Annotated in this window: 15 protein-coding genes and 1 tRNA gene; 10 read left to right on the forward strand and 6 right to left on the reverse strand. The window is 45.6% G+C overall.

Going from position 1 to position 22,711, the window contains the following annotated elements:
- Positions 1–17 precede the first annotated feature (17 nt).
- From KWJ01_RS18355 to KWJ01_RS18380, 6 genes are all read right to left on the reverse strand, one after another.
- Complete coding sequence (locus KWJ01_RS18355) at positions 18–773, reverse strand: response regulator (protein ID WP_224998433.1); 756 nt, start codon at positions 771–773, stop codon at positions 18–20.
- A 579-nt stretch (positions 774–1,352) separates the two neighbouring features.
- Complete coding sequence (locus KWJ01_RS18360; protein WP_224998434.1) at positions 1,353–2,270, reverse strand: sugar phosphate isomerase/epimerase; 918 nt, start codon at positions 2,268–2,270, stop codon at positions 1,353–1,355.
- Between the two features lie 58 nt (positions 2,271–2,328).
- Positions 2,329–2,904: a gluconate 2-dehydrogenase subunit 3 family protein gene (locus KWJ01_RS18365; protein ID WP_370634732.1), complete on the reverse strand. Its 576-nt coding sequence runs from the start codon at positions 2,902–2,904 to the stop codon at positions 2,329–2,331.
- Between the two features lie 24 nt (positions 2,905–2,928).
- On the reverse strand, positions 2,929–4,608 hold the full coding sequence (locus KWJ01_RS18370) for a GMC oxidoreductase (RefSeq protein ID WP_224998435.1): 1,680 nt from the start codon (positions 4,606–4,608) through the stop codon (positions 2,929–2,931).
- 25 nt (positions 4,609–4,633) lie between these two features.
- Positions 4,634–5,569, reverse strand: coding sequence for a hydroxypyruvate isomerase family protein (locus KWJ01_RS18375; protein WP_224998436.1), 936 nt, complete (start codon positions 5,567–5,569; stop codon positions 4,634–4,636).
- Between the two features lie 4 nt (positions 5,570–5,573).
- Positions 5,574–6,818 (reverse strand): nucleoside permease, encoded by a 1,245-nt coding sequence (locus KWJ01_RS18380; protein WP_224998437.1) that lies wholly within the window; start codon positions 6,816–6,818, stop codon positions 5,574–5,576.
- A gap of 351 nt (positions 6,819–7,169) precedes the next feature.
- On the opposite strand from KWJ01_RS18380, the gene KWJ01_RS18385 reads away from it, so the two are divergent.
- The 10 genes from KWJ01_RS18385 (at position 7,170) to KWJ01_RS18430 (ending at position 22,573) form a co-directional block, all read left to right on the forward strand.
- Entirely contained in the window at positions 7,170–8,330 is a 1,161-nt protein-coding gene (locus KWJ01_RS18385) for a Gfo/Idh/MocA family protein (protein WP_224998439.1), read from the forward strand.
- Between the two features lie 68 nt (positions 8,331–8,398).
- Positions 8,399–9,457 (forward strand): sugar phosphate isomerase/epimerase, encoded by a 1,059-nt coding sequence (locus tag KWJ01_RS18390; protein WP_224998441.1) that lies wholly within the window; start codon positions 8,399–8,401, stop codon positions 9,455–9,457.
- 99 nt (positions 9,458–9,556) lie between these two features.
- Positions 9,557–9,952, forward strand: coding sequence for a c-type cytochrome (locus KWJ01_RS18395; RefSeq protein WP_224998443.1), 396 nt, complete (start codon positions 9,557–9,559; stop codon positions 9,950–9,952).
- Positions 9,953–9,956: 4 nt separating this feature from the next.
- Positions 9,957–10,694, forward strand: a complete 738-nt coding sequence (locus tag KWJ01_RS18400; protein ID WP_224998445.1) for a DUF1080 domain-containing protein — start codon at positions 9,957–9,959, stop codon at positions 10,692–10,694.
- A 270-nt stretch (positions 10,695–10,964) separates the two neighbouring features.
- A complete protein-coding gene (locus KWJ01_RS18405) occupies positions 10,965–12,443 on the forward strand; it encodes a Gfo/Idh/MocA family protein (RefSeq protein WP_224998447.1) in 1,479 nt (492 codons plus the stop codon).
- Positions 12,444–13,522: 1,079 nt separating this feature from the next.
- The gene (locus KWJ01_RS18410; RefSeq protein WP_224998449.1) at positions 13,523–17,437 is read left to right on the forward strand and encodes a T9SS type A sorting domain-containing protein; all 3,915 of its coding nucleotides are present in this window, start codon (positions 13,523–13,525) and stop codon (positions 17,435–17,437) included.
- A 218-nt stretch (positions 17,438–17,655) separates the two neighbouring features.
- A tRNA-Arg gene (locus tag KWJ01_RS18415) sits at positions 17,656–17,729 on the forward strand.
- A gap of 1,366 nt (positions 17,730–19,095) precedes the next feature.
- Positions 19,096–20,868, forward strand: a complete 1,773-nt coding sequence (locus KWJ01_RS18420; protein WP_224998451.1) for a hypothetical protein — start codon at positions 19,096–19,098, stop codon at positions 20,866–20,868.
- An 8-nt stretch (positions 20,869–20,876) separates the two neighbouring features.
- Positions 20,877–21,554: an HAD family hydrolase gene (locus tag KWJ01_RS18425; protein WP_224998453.1), complete on the forward strand. Its 678-nt coding sequence runs from the start codon at positions 20,877–20,879 to the stop codon at positions 21,552–21,554.
- A 29-nt stretch (positions 21,555–21,583) separates the two neighbouring features.
- The gene (locus tag KWJ01_RS18430; protein ID WP_224998455.1) at positions 21,584–22,573 is read left to right on the forward strand and encodes a UbiA prenyltransferase family protein; all 990 of its coding nucleotides are present in this window, start codon (positions 21,584–21,586) and stop codon (positions 22,571–22,573) included.
- Positions 22,574–22,711: the final 138 nt, after the last annotated feature.

Below are 22,711 nucleotides of genomic sequence, written 5' to 3' on the forward strand. Positions count from 1 at the left end.
GTGCCGACAAAACATTTCTATGCAGCCTCCAGGGTAAGGCCATCCATGATGGCAATTACCTGTTGCGCTACCGCCTGTTTTCTTAGCGAAAGAACATTCGGATCTGCAGAAACAGCGCTTAGTATATCCTGAAGATTATCAAGGGCTGCTTCCAGGGAATATAACTCCAGCAGGCGAAGGCTGCTTCTGTGCTTATGCCTCACCTGCTCTAAATAAACAGCATTATCGAGCCGGCCCAGCTGCAGATCGTGGAGCAATTCCTGGCAGCTCTTTGCATAAAGGGCTGTTAACTGCTGCCGAAAAACAGGATCTTTTCCGCTGATAACATCCAGCCGCGCCTGCAGCTTATGGGGAGTATCCTCCCCCACCGCTCCGGAAAGGTACTGCTGCAGCAGGTTCTTGAGCTGCTCGGGCATGTAGGGCACCTGCAGGCTATCAGTAAAAGGTCCGTTCTTCTCCCTTAAAGCCTGCAGGTTTGCAGAAAATGCTATGATGGGCGTGTGGTTATAATCCGGGATAAGCCGCCTGATCATCAGGGCAGCCTCTCTTCCACTCATATCCGGCAGGCCCAGGTTCATCAGGATAAGGTTATAAGCTTTGGCAGATGCCATAGAAACTGCCTCCTGCCCGTTAACTGCACATGCCAGCCCGTAGCCCCAGCGTTTAATCAAACGCTCCGCCACCAGCCGGCTAACCCGGTTGTCTTCCACCAGCAGTATGCTTGCCTGCTGCTGGTTTAATGCGTTTGAAAATATAGGGACTGTTGCTGTCAAAATTATCCTTCTGTCACTTACTGCTACTTAAATGTAGCCTTCCCGGAGACTATTTCTTAAACGCAATTAGTACAAAAGACATGCCAGCATGTAAGAAATTAGCTGTTTCTTATGAATGGCGGCCAGTTTTAACATATATGCCTACCGTTCAATCAGACTGCCTCTTTTACAAAAGGCTTATATGCCACAGCCAGACCTATAGTGGAAGAAGAAGCCGGTATCAATAAACTATTGTAATCCAATCTTTACACCTTAGATCCTGCATAAAAGCTGGTTTATAAAAGTACAGGCAGACATGCCTGCGTAAGAGTATAGGGGAAAGAAGAGCATAAAGGGAGAATGAGAAGCCGGTTTAAACCCTTTTTTAACCTCTCTTTCAAGATTAAAACTCATGTTACAACATCAACCTACGGTATGTATATACTACTGATCCCGCTTAGAAAATCGCCAAAGTTCCGGCAAAGAAAAAGCCGGCAAAAAGCCGGCTCTGTAACATATACTGGTCATCATAAATTCTCAAACAGGAGTACTGCATTTAACATCTCTGCTATGCTGTAAAAAAGCCTGCACCAGGTATTTTCAGATCCTGAAATTTTTCATTGCCTCGGCGTTCTTACGGCTGCTCTCCATGGGAGAATCATTGTCGAAACGTTCCTGCTCCACAAAGAAGTACTCCATTCCGTTATTTTTAGCCACTTTAAGAATTGGCTGATAATCAATGGAGCCCTCGCCTATTACCGTAGAAGCATCTCCTTCTGTAGCACCTTTCATGCGATCTTTCACGTGTCCCAGTTTGTACCTGCCCGAATGCTTCTTCAGCGAATCCTCTATGTTTCCACCACCTGCAGCAACCCAGTACATATCCAGTTCAAAGTCAACCAGGGCCGGATCGGTCTGCTCCAGTAAAAGGGTTTGTGGTACTACGCCCTCAATTTCCTTAAAGGTGTAATCGTGGTTGTGGTAAGCAAACTTAACACCATGCTTCTGGCAAATCTGTCCATACTCGTTAAAACGCTCTGCCATTCTTTTGAAATCATCCAGGCTTTGCTGCGGTCCTTCATAAGGATCGATCACATACTTCATTCCGATTTCAGCAGCCTGCTGTGCCTTCATTTCAAGATTCTCTTTAACATTAGCATGGGTAGAGATGATCGTCATGCCCAGGCTCTGCAGATAATCACTGAACTCCTTATTGGTCATGCCCCAGAATATACCTTTGTCACCTTCAAAGCTTTCTATTTGCTTATACCCATAGGAAGCAAGCTTCTGCAGGGTTCCTTTAGGATCCTGGGCCATATCCTGCTTTACCGTCCACAGCTGAATGCCAAAATCGATCTGTGCACCATTGTTTGCAGTGGTACCGGCAGTACCGGTTGTATCGGCTGCAGCCTGCTGGTTATTATTAGTAGAGGAATCGCAGGAAATAAATGGCAGCACCAGGCCCGAAGCCAGTAAGGATGCACTTAATCTCAAAAATTCACGTCTGTTGTTTGACATAATGTTTTGGTTGCAAAAAAGATTGTTGGATTGAAATATTAATAAATTGCCCTTATCACTAAATAGCCCAGGCTCTCATACCCTTTTCATAGGGAATGCATGCCTCATAACGCCCCGGTGTTTCTATGTACCTAAGGGCTTTGGTACTGCCAATTTCTGATGAAAAGTAGCCCAGGAGGGTTAACTCCTTCATCATCCGGAAATAATGTTCCGGTTCATCGTCAGTCTTTTTATTTCGCTCACTTACCAGCTCATCATTTAGCCTGGTCAGGTAAGCTTTCCGCTCTTCTGGCTTGCCTTCCATGAAAGAATGCCCGTATTCGTCCTCAAACCCCTCCTTCAGCGCTTCAAGTCCCTCTTTGAAACTTTTCTGATTCTCATCTGTGTAAACATCCAGCACCATCATGGCCATAAAAGAACCAATGCCTACAGCCTTAGCGCCCGGAGTGTCTGTTTCAGGAATGATTGTTTCCCCTACCTCATCGAGCAAGGCTACATCAGACTCAGTAAAGAGTTCATTTACCTGGCGTTCCTCCCTTTTTGTGTCGCAGCCAGTTAAAAACACCTCTGCACCAATCACAGCACCGCCCATCAGAAAGCTTACTGCTTTTAATGCCTCTCTTCTGTTCATCATGATTGAATTTTTAGATGTGATTGGTTAAATATTTCCTTTCTTGAGCTCCTGCACGGCATGCTCTGCCGCTCTTGCGGTAAGTGCCATATAGGTAAGCGATGGGTTCTGGTTACCGGCAGAGGTCATGCAGGCACCATCGGTTACATACACATTTTTAGCATCCCACACCTGGTTGTACTGGTTCAGCACAGAGGTTTTAGGATCGCGGCCCATACGGGCAGTACCCATTTCGTGAATGCCCTGTCCCATGGTATAGCCTCTGTCGTAAGTTCTTACATTTTTAAGGCCTGCAGCTGTAAGCATTTCAGCGGCATCATTGCGCATGTCTTCCCGCATCTTCATTTCATTGTCGTGCAGCTGGCAATCCATTGCCAGCACAGGCAGCCCCCATTTGTCTTTTACCTCTTTATTGAGATAAATGCGGTTATCGTGGTAGGGAAGTATTTCGCCAAAGGCGTTGATACCCATGCTCCAGTTGCCTGGTTCAGTAAGTGCCTCCTTAAGGTCTTCGCCAATGCCAAGCTCCGCCACTTCTCTTCTCCAGTTGCTTCTGCTGGCAGCACCCTGATAGCCAAAACCACGCACATAGTCGCGTTTCTCTCCATTCAGATTCCGGAAGCGGGGAATGTAAATACCGGTAGGACGGCGGCCGTAGTAATATTTATCTTCATAGCCATCCACATCGCCTTCTGCACCGGTGCGGAAATGGTGATCCATAACGTTATGCCCCAGCTCGCCGGAGCTGCTACCCAGGCCATCAGGCCATACATCTGTAGCCGAGTTCATAAGCACCCAGGTTGAGTTAAAGGAAGAAGCACACAGAAATACTATCTTCGATTTAAACTCAATGGTTTTATTATCAACAGCATCCAGCACCTCTACGCCGGTAGCCTTCTGCGTGTCTTTATCATATAGCACCCTTGTTACAATAGACCAGGGGCGCAGGGTTAAATTTCCTGTTTTCATTGCCGCCGGCAGTGTAGACGACTGGGTGCTGAAGTAAGCACCAAAAGGACAGCCCAGCCAGCATTTACTGCGGTACTGGCACTGGTAGCGCTCCTGTATAGGAGCAGTTAAGTTTGCCACGCGGCCAATGATCATGTGCCGCTGCCCGTTAAAATGCTGCTTGATACGTGCAGATACATCTTTCTCCACACAGTTCATCTCCATGGGAGGCAAAAAGTGGCCATCGGGCAAATGAGGAATGTTCTCATTCGATCCGCTGATACCTGCAAACTTTTCTACATAAGTATACCAGGGCTCCAGGTCTTTGTAACGGATAGGCCAGTCTACTGCTATGCCCTCTTTGGCATTTGCTTCAAAATCCTCATCGCTCAGGCGGTAGCTTTGCCTGCCCCACATCAGCGAACGCCCGCCTACATGGTAGCCCCTGTACCAGTCAAATGGTTTTTTTTCTACGTACGGGCTTTCTGCTTCATCCACCCAGTAATCCAGGTTTAATTCGTTCAGCACATAGTCTCTTCGCAGCACCGGGTGTGCCAAAAACATCTCCTGGGTAACCTCACCTCTGTGTGGCACTTCCCATGGATGCTTTCTGGCGGCTACATAATCCTTTATATGTTCAATATTACGACCACGCTCCAACAGAAGCACCTTTAACCCTTTTTCGGTTAATTCTTTAGCGGCCCATCCCCCACTTATCCCGGAGCCTACTACGATTGCATCATAAGTTTGTTCAGCCATATAATTTAATTCCTGTTGTAATGCTCTATCCCTGTTTTGTTGCCGTTGCCGGAGCAGCATTGGCTGCCGTTACATCGCAAATCCTGATGGCCTCACGCAGCGAAGCCACCTTGTTCTCTGCGGCAGGCACAAACTCCTGTGCCACGTATCCTTTAAAGCCTGTTGCCAGAATAGCCTTCATGATTGCGGGGTAAAATAACTCCTGCGACTCATCGATCTCATGCCTGCCCGGCACACCTGCCGTATGGTAATGTCCGAAGTACTGGTGGTGTTGCTGAATGGTGCTGATGATGTCACCCTCCATGACCTGCATGTGGTAAATATCGTACAGCAGCTTAAAATTATTGGAGCCCAAACGTTTGCAGAGCTCAACACCCCAGGCCGAATGATCGGCCATATAATCGGGGTGGTTCACCTTGCTGTTGAGCAGTTCCATCTGAATGATCACACCCTGCTCTTCAGCAAGGGGCATTATTTGCTTAAGTCCTTCCACGCAGTTTTGCAGTCCCTCCTCCTCGCTCATACCGTTTCTGTTGCCGCTAAAGCAAATCAGGTTCTTATAGCCTGCCTTTGCCACCTGCGGAATCATATCGGTGTAGTTCTTAATAAGCGTTGCATGGTTGTTTTTATTGTTCCATCCGTCTACAAGGTTTATTTCTGCCCCATTGCACATAGAGCTGGTGATGCCCCATTTCTTGAGCACATCCCACTCCCCTGGCCCAACCAGGTCAATGGCAGAAAAGCCTATATCTTTAACGGTTTTGCACAGGTCCTCCAGCGACATATCGTTGTAGGTCCAGCGGCATACGGAATGATTAATGGCGTTTTTCAAACCTTCTGTTCCTGCTTTTAACTCCTCTTTTGGCTGCTGTTCTGCACAGGCCGGCACTACCCCGGCAGTAGCCAGGGTAACGGTGCCTGCAAGTATACTTTTCAGTGCGGTTCTTCTGCTCTCTTTCATGGTACTAAGCTTTTTGTAAAACCTCTTCTTTTGCCACACGCTCTTCTTTAAAGAAGACTACAAAAAGTATGGTAACCAGCAGCGCAATACCAGATGGTATCAACCAGATAGATTTCCAGTCGTGCAGGTCATTTGCCAGTACATAGCTATCAGAAACAAGGCCAGCCACCCAAAAGCCAATAAGCATGCCAACACCATAAGTAGCCAGGGTAATTAAGCCCTGTGCTGCACTTTTATACCTCGGTCCGGCTTTAGAATCGGTGTAAATTTGCCCTGATACAAAGAAGAAGTCATAGCAGATACCATGCAGCGCAATGCCTATCAGTAGCATATAAGTGCCAGAACCTGCATCGCCAAAGGCAAAGAGGGCATAACGGACTACCCATGCCAGCATACCAACCAGCAGGGTTTTCTTGAAGCCGTACCTGGTAAAGAACACTGGCAGCAACAGCATGAACAATACTTCAGATACCTGCCCGATGGTCATTTTACCGGTTGGGTTTTCCATACCTACCTCTGTGAGGAAAGGGTTGGCATTCTGATAGTAGAAAGCCAGCGGAATACAGATTAGGATAGAGGAGATAAAGAATATCAGGTAGTTCTTGTTGTTGAGCAGTTTAATGGCATCGAGTCCCAGAATTTCTGATACACTAAGCTTTTCCCCTTTCTGAATTTTAGGAGGTGTAGCAGGCAGGGTAAAGCTGAAAAGGCCTAAAACAGCAGAGGCAATGCCTGACAGGGCAAAAGTATTTCTAAGGCCGCCTTCAGCCAGTCCTTCTGCACTATCCCACAGGAATACATAGCTGATCATCAGGCCGGCAACAATCCAGCCAACGGTACCCCACACCCTGATAACAGAAAACTCCTTTGCCGGATCTGTCATCTGGTTAAAGGAAACAGAGTTCACCAGCGCCAGCGTAGGCATGTACACCACCATATAGGCAAACACATAGGGATAGAACTGGGTGAAATCTTCGGCCCTGAACATCATGTACATAAGGGCAGCCCCTACCAGGTGCAGAAAGCCCAGGATCCGTTCTGCATTAAAATACTTGTCTGCAATCAGACCAATAATAAAAGGTGCAATGATGGCACCAAACGATTGCGTGGAAAAAGCAGCTGCAGTCTGCGTACCAGATGCCTGCAGGTTATTTCCCAGAAAAGTACCCAAGGTCACAAACCAACCTCCCCAAATGAAGAATTCAAGGAACATCATGGTTGATAATTTCACCCGATTTGTCAGCGTCATATTGTTTGTAGGTATATAAATATTGTTTTTTAAAACTCTGTCTGAATAAAACAGCTCAGGTACAAGAACACTTCCTGAACTTGCCATGACAATAAAAACTGATTTTTCGATTATTGCTAAACCATCTCTGTTATTTTTATCCTCAGGCAGCTATCGATGCAAGGCACCAGGCACAGCACTTTGGATACAGGTTATTAAAAAAATACTTGCTTAACAGCTGGCAAACAATAGTTTTGCCCTCTCAAGGGCATGCGCTAGTTAATTTTAAATTTTAAGATATTATTAAATTTAAATTTTTAAAACTTTCTTATCGCCAATTATACTAAAATCTATCGCCAATCAATTTACAACATGAAAAACAAAAAACTTAAAATGGGCATGATCGGCGGCGGGCCGGGCTCATTCATCGGAGCCATTCACCGCATTGCTGCTTTTATGGATGGTGAAATTGAGCTGGTATGCGGTGCATTCAGCAGCGATCCGCAAAAGTCCAGAACCGCCGGCGAAACCCTTTACCTGAACCCTAGCAGGGTATATGGCTCCTACAAAGAAATGTTCGAAAAGGAAAAGGCCCTGCCAGAAGACCAGCGCATGGACTTTGTGAGCATCGTTACCCCAAACCACGTACATTTTGAGCCTGCCAGGCTTGCACTGGAAGCCGGCTTTCATGTTGTGCTTGATAAACCCATGACGCTTACCCTGCAGGAAGCGCATGACTTATATAATATAGTATCGGAAAGCAAGCTGCTTTTCTGCCTTACCCACACCTATACCGGTTACCCTATGGTAAAGCAGGCAAAGCAGTTTGTAAAATCCGGCCAGCTGGGCAAAATCAGAAAGGTATACGTAGAGTATCCTCAGGGCTGGCTAAGCACACCCCTGGAGAGCGAGGAAAACAAGCAGGCCTCCTGGCGCACAGACCCCAGCCAGAGTGGCAAAGCTGGTTGCATGGGCGATATTGGCACCCACGCCTTTAACCTGGCAGAGTACGTATCGGGCCTGGAGGTAAGCAAGCTTTGCGCTGATCTGAATACTGCTGTAGAAGGCCGCCGGCTCGACGACGATGGCGCCGTACTCCTCCGCTTCAGCAATGGTGCTTCCGGCACCCTGATGGCCTCACAGGTAGCCGCCGGCGAAGAAAACAACATCAAAGTAAGAGTGTATGGCGAAAAAGGTGGCCTGGAGTGGCAGCAGGAAGATGCCAACACCCTCCTGATCAAATGGCTCGACAAGCCTGCAGAAATCTGGCGGGCAGGCACAGGTTATCTGAGCTCTTATGCCAGCCACAACACCCGCACCCCTGCCGGTCACCCAGAAGGGTACCTGGAGGCTTTCGCTAACCACTACCGCAACTTTGCCCTTTGCCTGCACGCCCGCAAGAACGGCGAAGAGCCCAAAGCAGAATGGCTCGATTTTCCGGGTGCCGAAGATGGCTTGCGCGGCATGGCCTTTATAGAAAATGTAGTGAAAAGCAGCGACAGCAACGAGAAATGGACCTCTTTTTCGCTCTGATTCACCAAAACTGCTATCTTTAAGCAGTCCGTTCAATTTTTAAACTTACTTTTTATAATCTTTTCGATATGACCACTATTAAAGGACCAGCCATTTTCCTGGCCCAGTTTGCAGGCGATGGGGCACCATTCAATACTTTAGACAGTATATGTAAATGGGCAAAAGAGTTGGGTTATGCAGGCGTTCAGATACCCGCCTGGGAAAAGCGCTTTATTGATGTACAAAAAGCTGCAGAAAGCAAAACCTATGCTGATGAAATAAAAGGCACTGTAGAAGCAAACGGTCTTGTGCTGACTGAACTTGCCGCACACCTGCAGGGACAGCTGGTAGCCGTTCACCCGGCCTACAATGAGTTGTTCGACTCCTTTGCTCCCCCATCTCTGAAAGGCGACCTGAAAGGAAAAACTGCCTGGGCCATTCAGCAAATGAAATATACAGCGAAAGCCTCGCAGAACATGGGGCTGAATGCCTGTGGTGCTTTCTCAGGAGCACTGCTGTGGCAAACCGTTTACCCCTGGCCACAGCGCCCAGCCGGACTTGTGGATACCGGCTTTAACGAACTGGCTAAGCGCTGGCTGCCCATACTGGATGCTTTTGATGAGTGTGGTGTAGACGTATGCTACGAGCTGCACCCAGGTGAAGACCTGCACGATGGCATTACCTTCGAAATGTTCCTGGACAAGGTGAAGGGTCATAAGCGGGCCAACATTCTCTACGACCCCAGCCACTTTGTGCTGCAGGCCATGGACTACCTCACCTTCATAGATTATTATCATGATAGAATCAAAATGTTCCATGTAAAGGATGCCGAATTTAACCCCACCGGAAAGCAGGGCGTGTATGGCGGCTACCAGGGCTGGGTTAACCGCGCCGGTCGCTTCCGTTCCCTGGGTGATGGACAGGTAGATTTTGCCAGCATTTTCAGTAAACTCTCTGCCTACGACTTTAAGGGCTGGGCCGTGCTGGAGTGGGAATGTGCCATTAAGCATCCGCAGCAGGGCGCCGAAGAGGGTGCGCCTTTCATCCAGGACCACATCATCCGCGTAACCGATAAGGCATTTGATGATTTTGCCTCTGCTGGCAGCGATGAACAGCTCAACCAGAAAGTACTGGGCATACAGGACTAAAGTTAACCTATTGATACATTAAAACGTAGTTAACAGGGTTGCAGCACCGCTTCAGCACCTTGAGAACAAAAATTTAAATTCAACCATAGTACAGAAACAATGAAGTACACCTTATTTATAGCGCTTGCCTTTTCCTTTATGGCATGCGGCGGCAGCGAAAGCAATAACGAAACACCACCTGCCGTAGAACAGGCCGCCGAAGAAGGCATTGCCACAGAAACAGCCAATACAGATGCCCAGCAGACAGGCCGGGAGCTGATTGCTAACTCTGATTGTGTAGCCTGCCATAAGGACAATGAAAAGGTAATTGGTCCGGCCTATGTAGATGTTGCAGAAAGATACAGGGGCAACGATACTGCTGTGGCATTTTTAGCCCGTAAGATTATTGAAGGCGGAGCCGGCAACTGGGGCAATGTTCCCATGACCGCCCACCCGCAGCATAGCCAGGAAGAAGCCGAACAAATGGCGCGCTACGTACTTTCATTACAGAAATAAAGAAATGAAAGCAGCTTTTGCTTCCGCAGGCCTGGCACTGCTTATGGCCGCCTGTAATTCCAATACCCCCGGTATCGAAAATCAGGAAGAAAATGCCCTCGCACAACAGGATACTACCAGCACCAGTGGTGAATGGATATCCCTGTTGGACGGGCAAAGCCTGCAGCACTGGCACAGCTATGGGCAAGAAACCACCGGCAGTGCCTGGAAGGTAGAGGATGGCGTTCTTTACCTGGATACCACAGGAACAGCCGCTGGTGGCGATCTGGTAACGGAGCAGGAGTTTGAAGATTTTCACCTCCAACTGGAGTGGAAGATTGGCGAAGGAGGGAACAGCGGCATTATGTTTTATGTACAGGAAGATACCAGCAAGTATCCCGAGCCCTATAACACAGGTCCGGAAATGCAGATCCTGCACAACGAAGGCCATCCCGACGGCAAGATCATCAAACACCGGGCTGGCGATCTTTATGATCTGATCACCGCCACGCCAGAAGCTGCCAAACCGGTTGGCGAATGGAACCAGGTGGAAGTGATCAGCAGGGATAATCAGCTGCAGTTTGTTTTAAACGGACAAAATGTTGTTACCACCACCCTGTGGGACGACAACTGGCGGCAAATGATTGCCAACAGCAAGTTTAAGGACATGGAAGGCTTTGGTACTTTCCAGGAGGGAAAAATAGCCCTGCAGGACCACGGAGATCCCGTTTGGTTCAGGAACATCCGGATAAAACGTTTATAGAAGTTTCCTGCTGGGTCTTTGCAAAATCTGATTTGCAAGCCTGCTATCAAATCAGGAGCCACTGCCTTATTGGGGCAGTGGCTTTTTTATGGGTAAGCGTGCAGCGTTTGTCTTCCGCCAGTTTTCAGGCGTTGACTTGTCTGCCACAGCTACATAAAAGCAGCACACCCGGAATTAATGCAGGCATAAGGTTGAACAGAAAAGGATTATTCATAAATTATAGTCGCTGATACTTCTTTTATTAGATCCATTTTTACCCAATCGGCAACTATGGCAGACAACATTACCCCCGAGCACAAAAGCCAGCAGTCTTCTCGCAGAAGCTTTCTAAAAAACTCCCTCCTGGGATTAGCAGGAATCTATATAGTACCCCGGCATGTATTGGGAGGTCCGGGTTTTACAGCACCAAGCGATATGCTGCAGGTAGCCGGCATTGGTGTGGGTGGCAAGGGTGCCAGTGACCTGACCAGCTTTTTCAAAAGCGGCAAAGCTAACATAGCCTATCTCTGCGATGTTGACGACGCGCGTGCAGCAAAAAGCAAAGAGACTTTTCCGAAAGCCAAATACTACAAAGATTATAGGGAAATGCTTGACAGGGAGCACAAGAATATAGATGCCGTTTCAGTATCTACCCCTGACCACAACCACGCGGTACAGGCCATTGCTGCCATGCAGCTGGGCAAGCATGTGTATGTGCAAAAGCCCCTGACGCACGACATACATGAAGCACGGATGCTTACCGAAGCTGCAAATAAGTTCAAGGTAGTAACCCAGATGGGCAACCAGGGGGCCTCCGGAGATGGCGTGCGCCAGCTCATGGAGTGGTACAATGCCGGAATCATCGGCGATGTACATACCGTTTATACCTGGACCGACCGGCCTGTGTGGCCACAGGGAATTCCCTGGCCGGCCCAAAAGTCTGCCGTACCCATTGGCCTTGACTGGAACCTCTGGCTGGGTACTGCTCCTGAAAAAGCCTATGTCGATAAGCTGGTGCCTTTTAACTGGCGCGGCTGGTGGGACTATGGCACAGGCGCCCTGGGCGATATGGGCTGCCATCTGGTTGAGGCCCCCTTCCGTGTCCTGGACCTGCAGTACCCCACAGAGGCCGAATGCAGTGTAGGATCGGTATATGTTGATGAATTCAAGCGGGGCTACTTCCCGGAGAGCTGCCCCCCCTCCTCTCATGTGGTACTGAAGTTTAAAGGCCAGGCCGGCAAACCCGATGTAAAGCTGCACTGGATGGACGGCGGCATACAGCCCGAAAGGCCTGAAGAGCTAGGCCCCAATGAGCTTATGGGCGATGGCGGCAATGGTGTGATTTTCGTAGGCACCAAAGGCAAGATGATGTGCTCCACCTATGGCCAGAACCCCCGTCTGCTCCCTACCTCCCGCATGCAGGAGGTTAACGTGCCTAAGACTATTCCCCGTGTAGAAGGCGGCCAGGAAGGGCATTACAAGCAATGGGTAGAGGCTGCCATTGCAGGGACGGGCAGCAGGGAGGCACAGCTTTTAAGTGCCCCTTTCTCCATCGCCGGTCCCTTAACCGAAACAGTTCTGATAGGCAACCTGGCCATCAGGAGCTACGACATCCGCCATCCCAGAAAAGACGATCCCAGCCGCTTTGATTATCCCGGCAGGCACATCAAGCTCTTGTGGGATGGCGCCAACATGAAGGTAACCAACTTCGATGAAGCCAACCAGTTTGTAAAACGAGACTATCGCACCGGCTGGAGCCTTATGGGCTGAAACAGGGAAGCGTTCTGCGAAAAGGCAGAACGCTTTTTTATTACCCTTTGCTAAGGGCAGTACTTTGAAAGATAACAGAATGATTGTTCCACGCATCAAAGAACAGATGCAGCCACAGCGACCTCATCGTAGCAAAAGGCAATTCACGATTTTTTTGTCAATACCGCACCGCCACCATCACACTTCAGACTGATATTCTGCTTACTACCAGCACTTAAGCATTCCTTATCCATTGCTCATCACAACATTTTAGCTACTATTGATTAGAAGCAACAAGACAGGAAAGCCAGCTGTGGAGGTTAGTTTTTATGCTGAACTGCTATGAATAAACAGAGCTGCCGCCAGGCATACAGGCACATTTGAATCCCTGCGGGGATGGGCTAAACATTAGCGGGAAGCCATCAATGTGCTAACACTCAGCAATAGCAGAAAGAAGAACACATTTTTCTCACCCCTTCAAGAGCAGCAACAAGGCAAGACCGGAAAGGTATTGTGGAAAGGAAATGTTATAAATTTTTTCCATTTTGTACCCCCACCGTTAATAATCTTACGTATATCTTGAAAATAAATACAAATCATATCTTCGGATAGTACTTCAAGAATTACTTGAACACATGTAAGATTAGGTTTATTTATACACATATAGGGTGCGGATTTTAATAATATTTTAAGTAAAAAACTTAAAATTCAACTTTATTATGATTTTTATCCTATATTTGATGCTGTAATAGCTTCCGATCCTTATGTATCAAAGCTAAAGAGTTTTTAAGTTTTTTATTACACCCTATGAGCTTTTGGCCTATAACGCTCCATCTACAGAAACAGAAGAAGCTGATCATGGTGGAGCTGCCGACAACTACTCGCTTGCATCGCCATGAAATAGGTTACCCTGCTTTCTATCAGAACAGCGAGTGAGAAGCCCGTAATCAAAAAACAGACCCAATTATGTTTCAGGTAAACAGTCTCTCATCCCCTGCTTTTGCTAAGCCAGGGTTTTCCAAATTATATCTTTTAGAGGGGGCACCTGCATGCAGGCCCAAACAGAAAGCCCAGGCTTAAAAAATTTTAACGCTACTTTTATGATTAGAAATTTTACTCTCTTCTTTCCAGAGATTCTCCGAAGCAGGAAGCATTTTGGTGCTACTGTCTTTTTATTGCTCCTGCTGTCTGTGTTTGGCGGGCAGGAGGTGTTGGGGCAGTGTACCCCTCCAGATGCTCCTACTGCTGATCTAGCGCAGCCTACCTGTACTGTAGCCACTGGTACCATCACTGTAACAGCTCCAACTGGCACAAGTTCAAGCTACAATGTAAACGGAGGAGCCTTCCAGACCAGTACTATCTTCAGCAACCTAGCTCCTGGCTTCTATGATGTAAGAGTCAAAGAGGGTGAGTGTATTTCAGATCCCACTCGAGTGGAAATAAATGCACAGCCAATCACTCCAGATGCACCTACTGCTGATTTAATTCAACCTAATTGTACTGTAGCCACTGGTACCATCACTATAACAGCTCCAACTGGCTACTCTTACAGCATTGATGGAACTAACTACACAACCAGCATGGTGTTCAATAATGTAGCGCCAGGAACATATAATGTGACAGCCAAAACTGATGCAGGATGTGTTTCCAATCCTACCACTATAACTATAAATGATCAACCAATCACTCCAGATGCTCCTACTGCTGATCTAACGCAGCCTACCTGTACTGTAGCCACTGGTACCATCACTGTAACAGCTCCAACTGGCACAAGTTCAAGCTACAATGTAAACGGAGGAGCCTTCCAGACCAGTACTATCTTCAGCAACTTAGCTCCTGGCTTCTATGATGTAAGAGTCAAAGAGGGTGAGTGTATTTCAGATCCCACTCGGGTGGAAATAAAACTCCAACCAATCACTCCAGATGCTCCTACTACTGATCTAACGCAGCCTACCTGTACTGTAGCCACTGGCACCATCACTGTAACAGCTCCAACTGGCTATTCTTACAGTATAGATGGAACTAACTACACAACCAGCATGGTGTTCAATAATGTAGCGCCAGGAACATATAATGTGACAGCCAAAACTGATGCAGGATGTGTTTCCAATCCTACCACTGTAACTATAAATGATCAACCAATCACTCCTGCACCAGCAGGTATTATTACAGGCAATACCACTGTTTGCTATGGAGCATCTGGAGTAACTTATACCATAGAAGCTGTAACTGGGGCCACTAGCTATAAATGGACTGTTCCAGCAGGCGCCATTTTCACTCAATCTTCAGATGGTAAAGCTATAACTGTAAGCTTCAGAACCGCGGCTGTAGGGGCAGCAACCATTGGTGTAACACCAATTAATGGCCTCTGTTATGGCACAGGTAGCAATCTTTCGATTACTATAACCTCTAAACCTGCTGCTGCAGGTCCTATAACTGGTGTAACCGATGTATGCTCGGGAGAGAAGGGTGTAGTCTATTCAGTTGGTGCTGTTAGTGGAGCTGAATCTTATATTTGGACTGTTCCTCCAGGCGCTAGTTTTGTCCAGTCTTCAGATGGCAGAACAATTACAGTTGACTTTACTACCACTACTGCAGGTACAAAAGGCATATATGTAACTCCTCGGAACCAATGTGGTGATGGAGCTAGAAGTGAATTCATTACAACAGTATATCTCCCAGCAGCTCCAAACATTACTTCCGGATTAAAGTCATCAAAAATCGAGAACGGCACAACTGTTTATCAATATTATACTGGAGAGAGTGCTACTAACTTTACTGGAAATGCAGAAAATGAAAATGGAATGAAAGGATCATTCCAATTAATTGACAAAAATGGAAATATTGTACAATCAAGCCTAACCAACTCATTTTTATTAACACCATGTAATAGAGAACCTGGCCTTTACACGCTTAGATACTTCAGAACAGACAGTTTTGATTGCAAAAACTTTAGAGATTATAGTATCAGGATCAATCGATCAGTATATACTGTAATTAGTATTGCTGATCCATTTACAATTTGCCGTGGTACTAACATAAATTTTACAGCGCAAGTCTATAGAGATGTTGAAGTAATCTATCCCTACACAAACCGACCTATAACTGATGTAATTGAAATCAGAGAAAATGCTGAATACAATCCTGCTTATTCCATTGCCCTTGGAAGAGAACCCTCAGAGATCGAAAAAGCTTTTCCACAACGGTTACTGCAACCAATAATAAGAAGTGCTGTACCCAATGTGTCCCTTAATAACTTAAGATTGAATTCTGATTTATTCAATTTTCAGTGGGAAAGGAATGGCAAAGATGAAGGTCCTAATAGAGATTGGAGGAATGTAGCAAACTTATCTGCTACAGACTATGTACGCGTAAGGGTAACGCCTAAGAATACGTTTGCATGTATGGATCCATATTTACCTCCCTCAGCAAAAGGTGGTATATCTTCAAACTATTTGTACTTTGCTGAGCCAAGTGAGTATAATATAACTCTATCCGCATCCACTACAACAATCTGCAAAGGAGAAGATGTGACATTCACAGCTTTAAAAGGAGGTAATCTGGAATTTTGGAACACTGCCAGTGCTCAATTAACGTGGGTACTCACAAGAAAAGATGGTTCTGTCTATGTCTTACAAGTCCTTGGAAAAAGGCCTGTTCTGGCAAGTGATCCTCCTAGAATACCGTTAACTGAAGATGATTTTATTTTAACTCATAACGAAATCAAAGCAGCTTTATCAGGACAGATAGATGATGTAGACAAAGCTCAGCTTATTGATGGTGATCAGATACGACTGGATTACACTTCAGATATAGAAGCATTAGCTACAAGTTCAAAGTGCACTAGCAAAATTGCCTCTACTGCTGCCATTACCATAACTGTACATGATTTCGAGGTATTTATGACTACTCTTATTGATGATATTTGTGTAAGAGGAACTGCAAGTTTTACAGCGAATGTCACCACAACTGGCACCCCTGCCTTAAGCTACACATGGACTGTTAATAACAGTGATAACACCTATGTAAAGGTATATACCACTACAAGTTCTACATTAAATTTGAGTGGTGATGAAACTGCAACTGCAGGTACTTATAGTGTGAGTGTGGAGGTATCATCAGAGACATGTCCATCATTAGAAGCTCAAGAAGTTGCTGTTGGTACACTAACCATTGACGAATTAACAAAGGAAGAAGGCATACTTACAATCTACTGGGACGAAACGTATACAAAGTGGGATGTTTATGCTTCTCCGTCTGGTTCCATGAACTTTGGCAGTAATCCTATCTATATCTGGTACAGGCAGGAAGATCCTACTCAACCTGAGGTAATGGTTCAAAGTGGTGCTTCAAATTATTACAGAGAAGAAAGTCCTACAGATGTACTGAGACTCAGGGTTCAGGTTTCTAATTATCCAGACTGTATTTTAAATGAGCTAACTAATGATAATGTTATCCCACTCCCAGTAGACATGCTCTACATTACGGCAGAAATACGCGGGGCGAATGTAGTACTGAACTGGGCTACGAAGAAGGAGCTAAACAATACCGGCTTCGAGGTGCAGGTGTCTAACGATGGCCAACAGTTCCGTAAACTGGCATTTATTGAAACCAGAGATGGCAATGCCTCTTATGAGCAAAGGTATCAGTACATCGATGTTGAGAAAGGTAAGACCGGAACTCGCTATTACAGGCTGAAACAGATCGATGTGGACACTAAATTTGAATTCTTCGGTCCGGTGGTAGTTGACCTGGGAAGCAAAAACCTGATTTCCGTTTCGCCTAACCCGTTTGATGGAGAGTTTGAAGTTAAAGTAGAGACCGAGACCGAAGGTGAGGTATATGTTACTGTAACCACTTCGGTTGGTATACCGGTGATCGCGAAGAGCATAAAAGTTGAGCAGGGAGTTAATACCCAACTCATCCAGCTTAACCCATCGCTGCCAAGTGGTATCTACATAGTTACCACCCGTATGAATGGTACTACCAAGCACTTCAGGCTGATGAAGCAATAACAGATGCATACCAGGCTCCCTATAGGGGCTGTATAAAAAATGGTGGCCAAACAGCCACCATTTTTTATTTACCTGAACATATCTAGGTTCGAGTCCTGATAGGGCCAGATACCTCCCGCTTTTTACATCAAAAACTGTTTTACATAAAAACAATGATTAATGTAGGCATAGAAGATTGTGCCAAATAAAGAAAAAACATATCTTTGCAGCACAAATGGGGTCTCATAGCTCAACTGGATAGAGCAACTGCCTTCTAAGCAGTAGGTTTCAGGTTCGAGTCCTGATGGGATCACAAAAAAGGCCTTTAGCAAGCAGCTAAGGGTCTTTTTATTTTTAACCCTGCCCGATAAGGAGCCTCGTTTGCAGAACCACAATTTTATAATCCTTTCCCTACTGCTGTATTCAAGGAGTCAAAAAGAGTGTTTGGGTGGATAGGTGTAGAAAGACATACAGAACTTTGGCCCCTCTAAACAACGTGCGTTAAGGATTGAAGCTACTGATACTCGACTTGTTACCATCTTCCACAGTCAAACTAAAGCCCTCATTCCCCTGAAGCGGGAGATCTGTTTGCTTTTACAGGTGAAATCACCATTCCTGTTATTATCTGTAAACTCCCCGTCTGCGCTGGAATCACGATTATGGAGCAACTGACGCTGTTGCTAATCCCTAACTCACGTTAAATAAGTAGACGCTCCTGTATCTCGCTCCACCGCCCGACTCCTGGCGGATGGCTACTTCATTGCAGCTTTGTGGCTTCATGCCGTTAAGGATTTTAAAGTTCAATGTAAAATGAATTCAAGAGAATTTAGGGATTCTGCTACCCGCAAGCAATCGGGCGGTGAAGAAAACTTTGTGGCTGCTCCTTAATTTTTCAACTTGATCGAATTAAGAACCAAGGCCCCATACAGTATCAAAAGAATGGGGCGAGATCAGAAACAGCCTCATCATAACAATTAGCAACATGGAAGCTGTACAATCAAGAGGGCTGGTGGTTGTGCCTTAAGAAGATTGAAATCAACATTTACGAAAAATCCATAATCATTTTTATGCCTACCAGTAGGCCCGTGTTTCCAAACCCCTCCCACCTTCGGCATGCCTATATACTATAGATGCAGGGTTAGAACACTTATTTTATAGCTATAGCTTCGTGTAAGGCGTTCCGACCGACTGCTGCTCATTGATTTAGATTTACATTAATAAAAAGCAAAAAAGCCAACAATTATTACCGGTTTTATCAAACCTGCTACTGTTTGCTACGTTTAAAGCTTATGTTGAATTATGTATAGCTATACCCTAACTATCTCATTAAGCATTAGGTGTTTTTACGAGGATTGAATGGTCACAACCTGGTGGAGCACCACAACATTTAACATACATCTGCTTTTTCAGGTATGCCTGTTGTTTCTTTTTTGCATTGAATCCGGGGCAAACAAACCATCTCCATGGCGATAACATGGCTGATGATACTTATTTGCTTTGTTAAGATTGTGCGATTAAATAATGGTTTCAGATTAACAAACTGCCAACGACAACTATATTTGTATTATTTATATATAAACTTAAATTAATATTGAATCTTGTCTTGTTTTTTCCTTAGATTTGCATGATATAGTGTTACTGAAGCATTGATTTTTTAAATGTAACTCTTCTAATTTTTTATGCTGTTAGTGCTGTTAGCCTGGTTATATGCCCTGTCTGTTTCTTATGTGTATGGACATGCACTTATTTCTGCTCTGAGCTTTGTTACCCGTGACAAGGACAGGATCCACTTTTCTTTGTATATCATTGGCGGATTTGCTGTTCTGACAGCCCTCACCACCTGCCTGGCTTTCTATATCAAAATAGCTGTACTGGCGAACATCATTATTCTGATTCCTGCCCTGCTCTATGCGCTGATCAAAGCAAAGTCTATTCGCAAAGACTTCAGCCACTACAAACAGGCACTGCAAAACACCTCCGCCATTAGCTACATTATCTTTTTAGTGGCAGTGGCAATGGGCCTTGCCCTGTCGGCTTCGCCGCAGGCTAAGTTCGACGACGGGCTGTATTATCAGCAAACCATTAAGTGGATTGAAAGCTATCCTGCTATTACGGGCCTGGGGAACCTGCACCTTAAGCTTTCTTTTAATTCAGGCTGGCATGTGCTCTCTGCACTGTTTAGCTTCTCATTTTTAGGCATGCCTTTCAATGACCTCAACGGACTACTTTTTATAGTGGTAGTCGTGTTTGCGCTGGAAGGGCTCCAACATATTATCAAAGGTAATTATACTTTCAGTGATGTATTCAAGGTGGTTACCATCGCGCCACTCCACCTGCTGTTTACCTATATTGTCTCTCCTTCTCCGGATCTGGTGATTCCCTACATCACATGGGTAGTGTTCATTCTGTTTCTGCAAAAAATTGAGCAGAATAGCCTGCAGGCATTTGATGTCAGAAGCATGCTGATCCTGATTTTCTCCCTGTTTGCTGTTATCATAAAGCTTTCTGCCGCACCTATTGCCCTGCTTTCGTTTTACCTGCTCTACCTGCAGCTTAAGCAACAGAACTACAGATCCCTGGTACCTGTAACTGCAGCAGTAATTATGCTGGCCGCCCCCTGGATGGCCAGAAGTGCTGTGCTGTCCGGCTACCTGGTGTATCCTTTCTGCGAGCTGGATGTACTGGCCGTTGACTGGAAAATTCCGGAAGAGCTGGTAAAAGTAGAGCTAACAGAAACAAGATCTTTTGCTAAGATCAGAAGAATGCTTTTTACCGACGTTGACCGCCTGTCAATTGCTGAATGGCTTCCGCACTGGTTCTGGGAATTAAATACCAGTGAAAGACTTATTGTAATGCTGATCATAGTGCTGGGCGCTGCATTACCAGTTGCAGCTATTATCAGGCTTAGAAAAGAAAAAATTACCCTGCAGACCAGCGGTATACTGGTGTTGTTCCTTACTGTATATGCCGGAATCTTTTTCTGGTTTTTTACGGCCCCTCACTTTAGGTACGGTATGGGCTTTACCGTTGGCTTGTACCTGCTGTGTATGAGTTATTTTTTGTACCTGCTTATTAAACGTTTTTCAGCCTATACCCTGCCCTTAATGGCGGTGTTTCTGCTGGTGTTCTTTTCTAAACCCATTTACAATGTGTTGTGGTGGTACAAAAACACTCCTGAAGATTACCTGGTGTACCCTGTGAAAGCAGTACATGAGGGTTTCTCGCAGGTAAAGTACCAGGGGATAGATATATGGGTTCCTGATTCTACAGCCCAATGCTGGGATGCACCCCTGCCCTGTGCTCCATTTATAGTGGAGGGACTTGAACTACGTACCGGCAAGCTGACCGGTGGTTTTAGAATAACAAGGCCCAATTCTGAGGCATACACCCGGAAAAGACTGAAAACTATGGGAGAAAGCGGCCTTTTACATAACATTTTAAACAACAATTGAGTACATACATGAACATTAACTGGAATAATGTTGAGCTGGTAATTTTTGATGTTGACGGCACTTTGTATGATCAGTCCAGGCTGCGTAAAAAGATGGGGCGTACCCTCATCGGTCATTATATGTTCAGGCCCTGGAGTGCATATGACCTGCAGATCATTCGGGTGTTCAGAAAGGAAAGGGAGCTGATGAACTTCAATCCTGTGAAAAACATAGAAAATGCCCAGTATGAGCTGTGTGCAAAGAAAATCAAAGCACCGGCCGAAAATGTAAAAAAAGTAGTTGAAAAATGGATGTACCAGGCTCCCCTGCAGTATTTGCAGGAGTGCAGCTTTCCCGGCGTCAGGGATTTCTTCGTATCACTGAAAAAACAGAACATTAAAATAGCGATCTATTCCGATTATCCTGCCAAAGAAAAACTACAGGCAATGGGTTTGGAGGCCGATATGATAGTGTCTTCTACTGATAAAGAAGTGGACTCCCTGAAACCAAGCCCTAACGGCTTGACTTATATCATGAAAAACTTTAACTTTCCTGTTGAGAAGTGTCTTTTTATTGGTGATCGTGACGAATTGGATGGTGAATGTGCCCGCAAGATAGGAATGCAGTACTATATCTTATCCAACGACGACAAACGATCAGATTTTTATAAAGCTTTAGCTAAGACAGTAATAAAAAACAAGAATTAAATCACTCATTTTTCAAAGCTTACACGAACATGGATCAGAATTTTTCAAAATCTCCTGCAGAGACAGTAGCCATACCAAAGGTGAATTCATCTTTGAAAGATTACATTGCGCTAGCCAGACCTGACCACTGGTTCAAGAACATTTTTATGGTGCCGGGCATGTTGTTTGCCATCCTTTACTTTGATGTTACCTGGTCTGTTGAATTGCTGGTGAATGTGCTGGTGGGTGTGATCAGTACCTGCCTTGTTGCTTCTGCCAACTACGTGATCAATGAGTGGCTCGATGCCGAATTTGATAAGTTCCACCCGGTTAAAAAAGCCAGGCCTTCGGTAACAAAAAACCTGCACGCCCCTTACATTTACATGGAGTACCTGTTCCTGGCAACACTGGGCCTTGCCCTTGCCTACTACATTTCCATGCCTTTCTTCCTGCTGGAAGTATTACTGCTGGTAATGGGTATCATTTACAATGTAAGGCCACTAAGATCTAAAGACAGACCTTTTATCGACGTACTGTCTGAGTCTATCAACAACCCTATCCGTTTAGCACTGGGCTGGTACATTTTTGTTCCTTCTGCTGTTTTCCCTCCACTTAGTATTATTGTTGCATACTGGATGGGTGGTGCTTTCCTGATGGGTATCAAGCGTTTTGCTGAGTACCGCTTTATCAACGACCCTAAAGTAGCCGGCCTGTACAGAAAATCATTCCAGTTCTATACCGAAAACAGCCTGCTGATTTCTTCTGTATTCTATGCGCTTACTTCTACTTTCTTCCTGGGTATTTTCCTGATCAAAAACAGGATTGAGCTGCTGATCAGCTTTCCATTCTTTGCACTGCTGTTTGCCTGGTACCTGAAAATCGGCCTACAGAAAGATTCTGTTGCCCAGAAGCCGGAGAAGCTCTACAGACAAAAATACTTCAGGCTGTTTGTTGTGTTCCTGGGTGTGCTGCTGGTAGGCCTGTTGTTCATTGATATTCCTGCACTGCACTGGTTCCTGCAAAATACGTTCAACAAATAAGGATTTGAAACATATCATCCCTAAAAAGGAAACCAAGGCTACCCATCGGGTAGCCTTTTTTCATGTAGATTGATTCCTATGATTTAAGGCTGCGCTTCAGCACAAAAGGCCATCTGCTTCTTTGCTCATGCTTGCTTC

Origin of the sequence: Cesiribacter sp. SM1 (assembly GCF_020178975.1) — a bacterium.
In the GTDB taxonomy this organism is placed as follows: domain Bacteria; phylum Bacteroidota; class Bacteroidia; order Cytophagales; family Cyclobacteriaceae; genus Cesiribacter.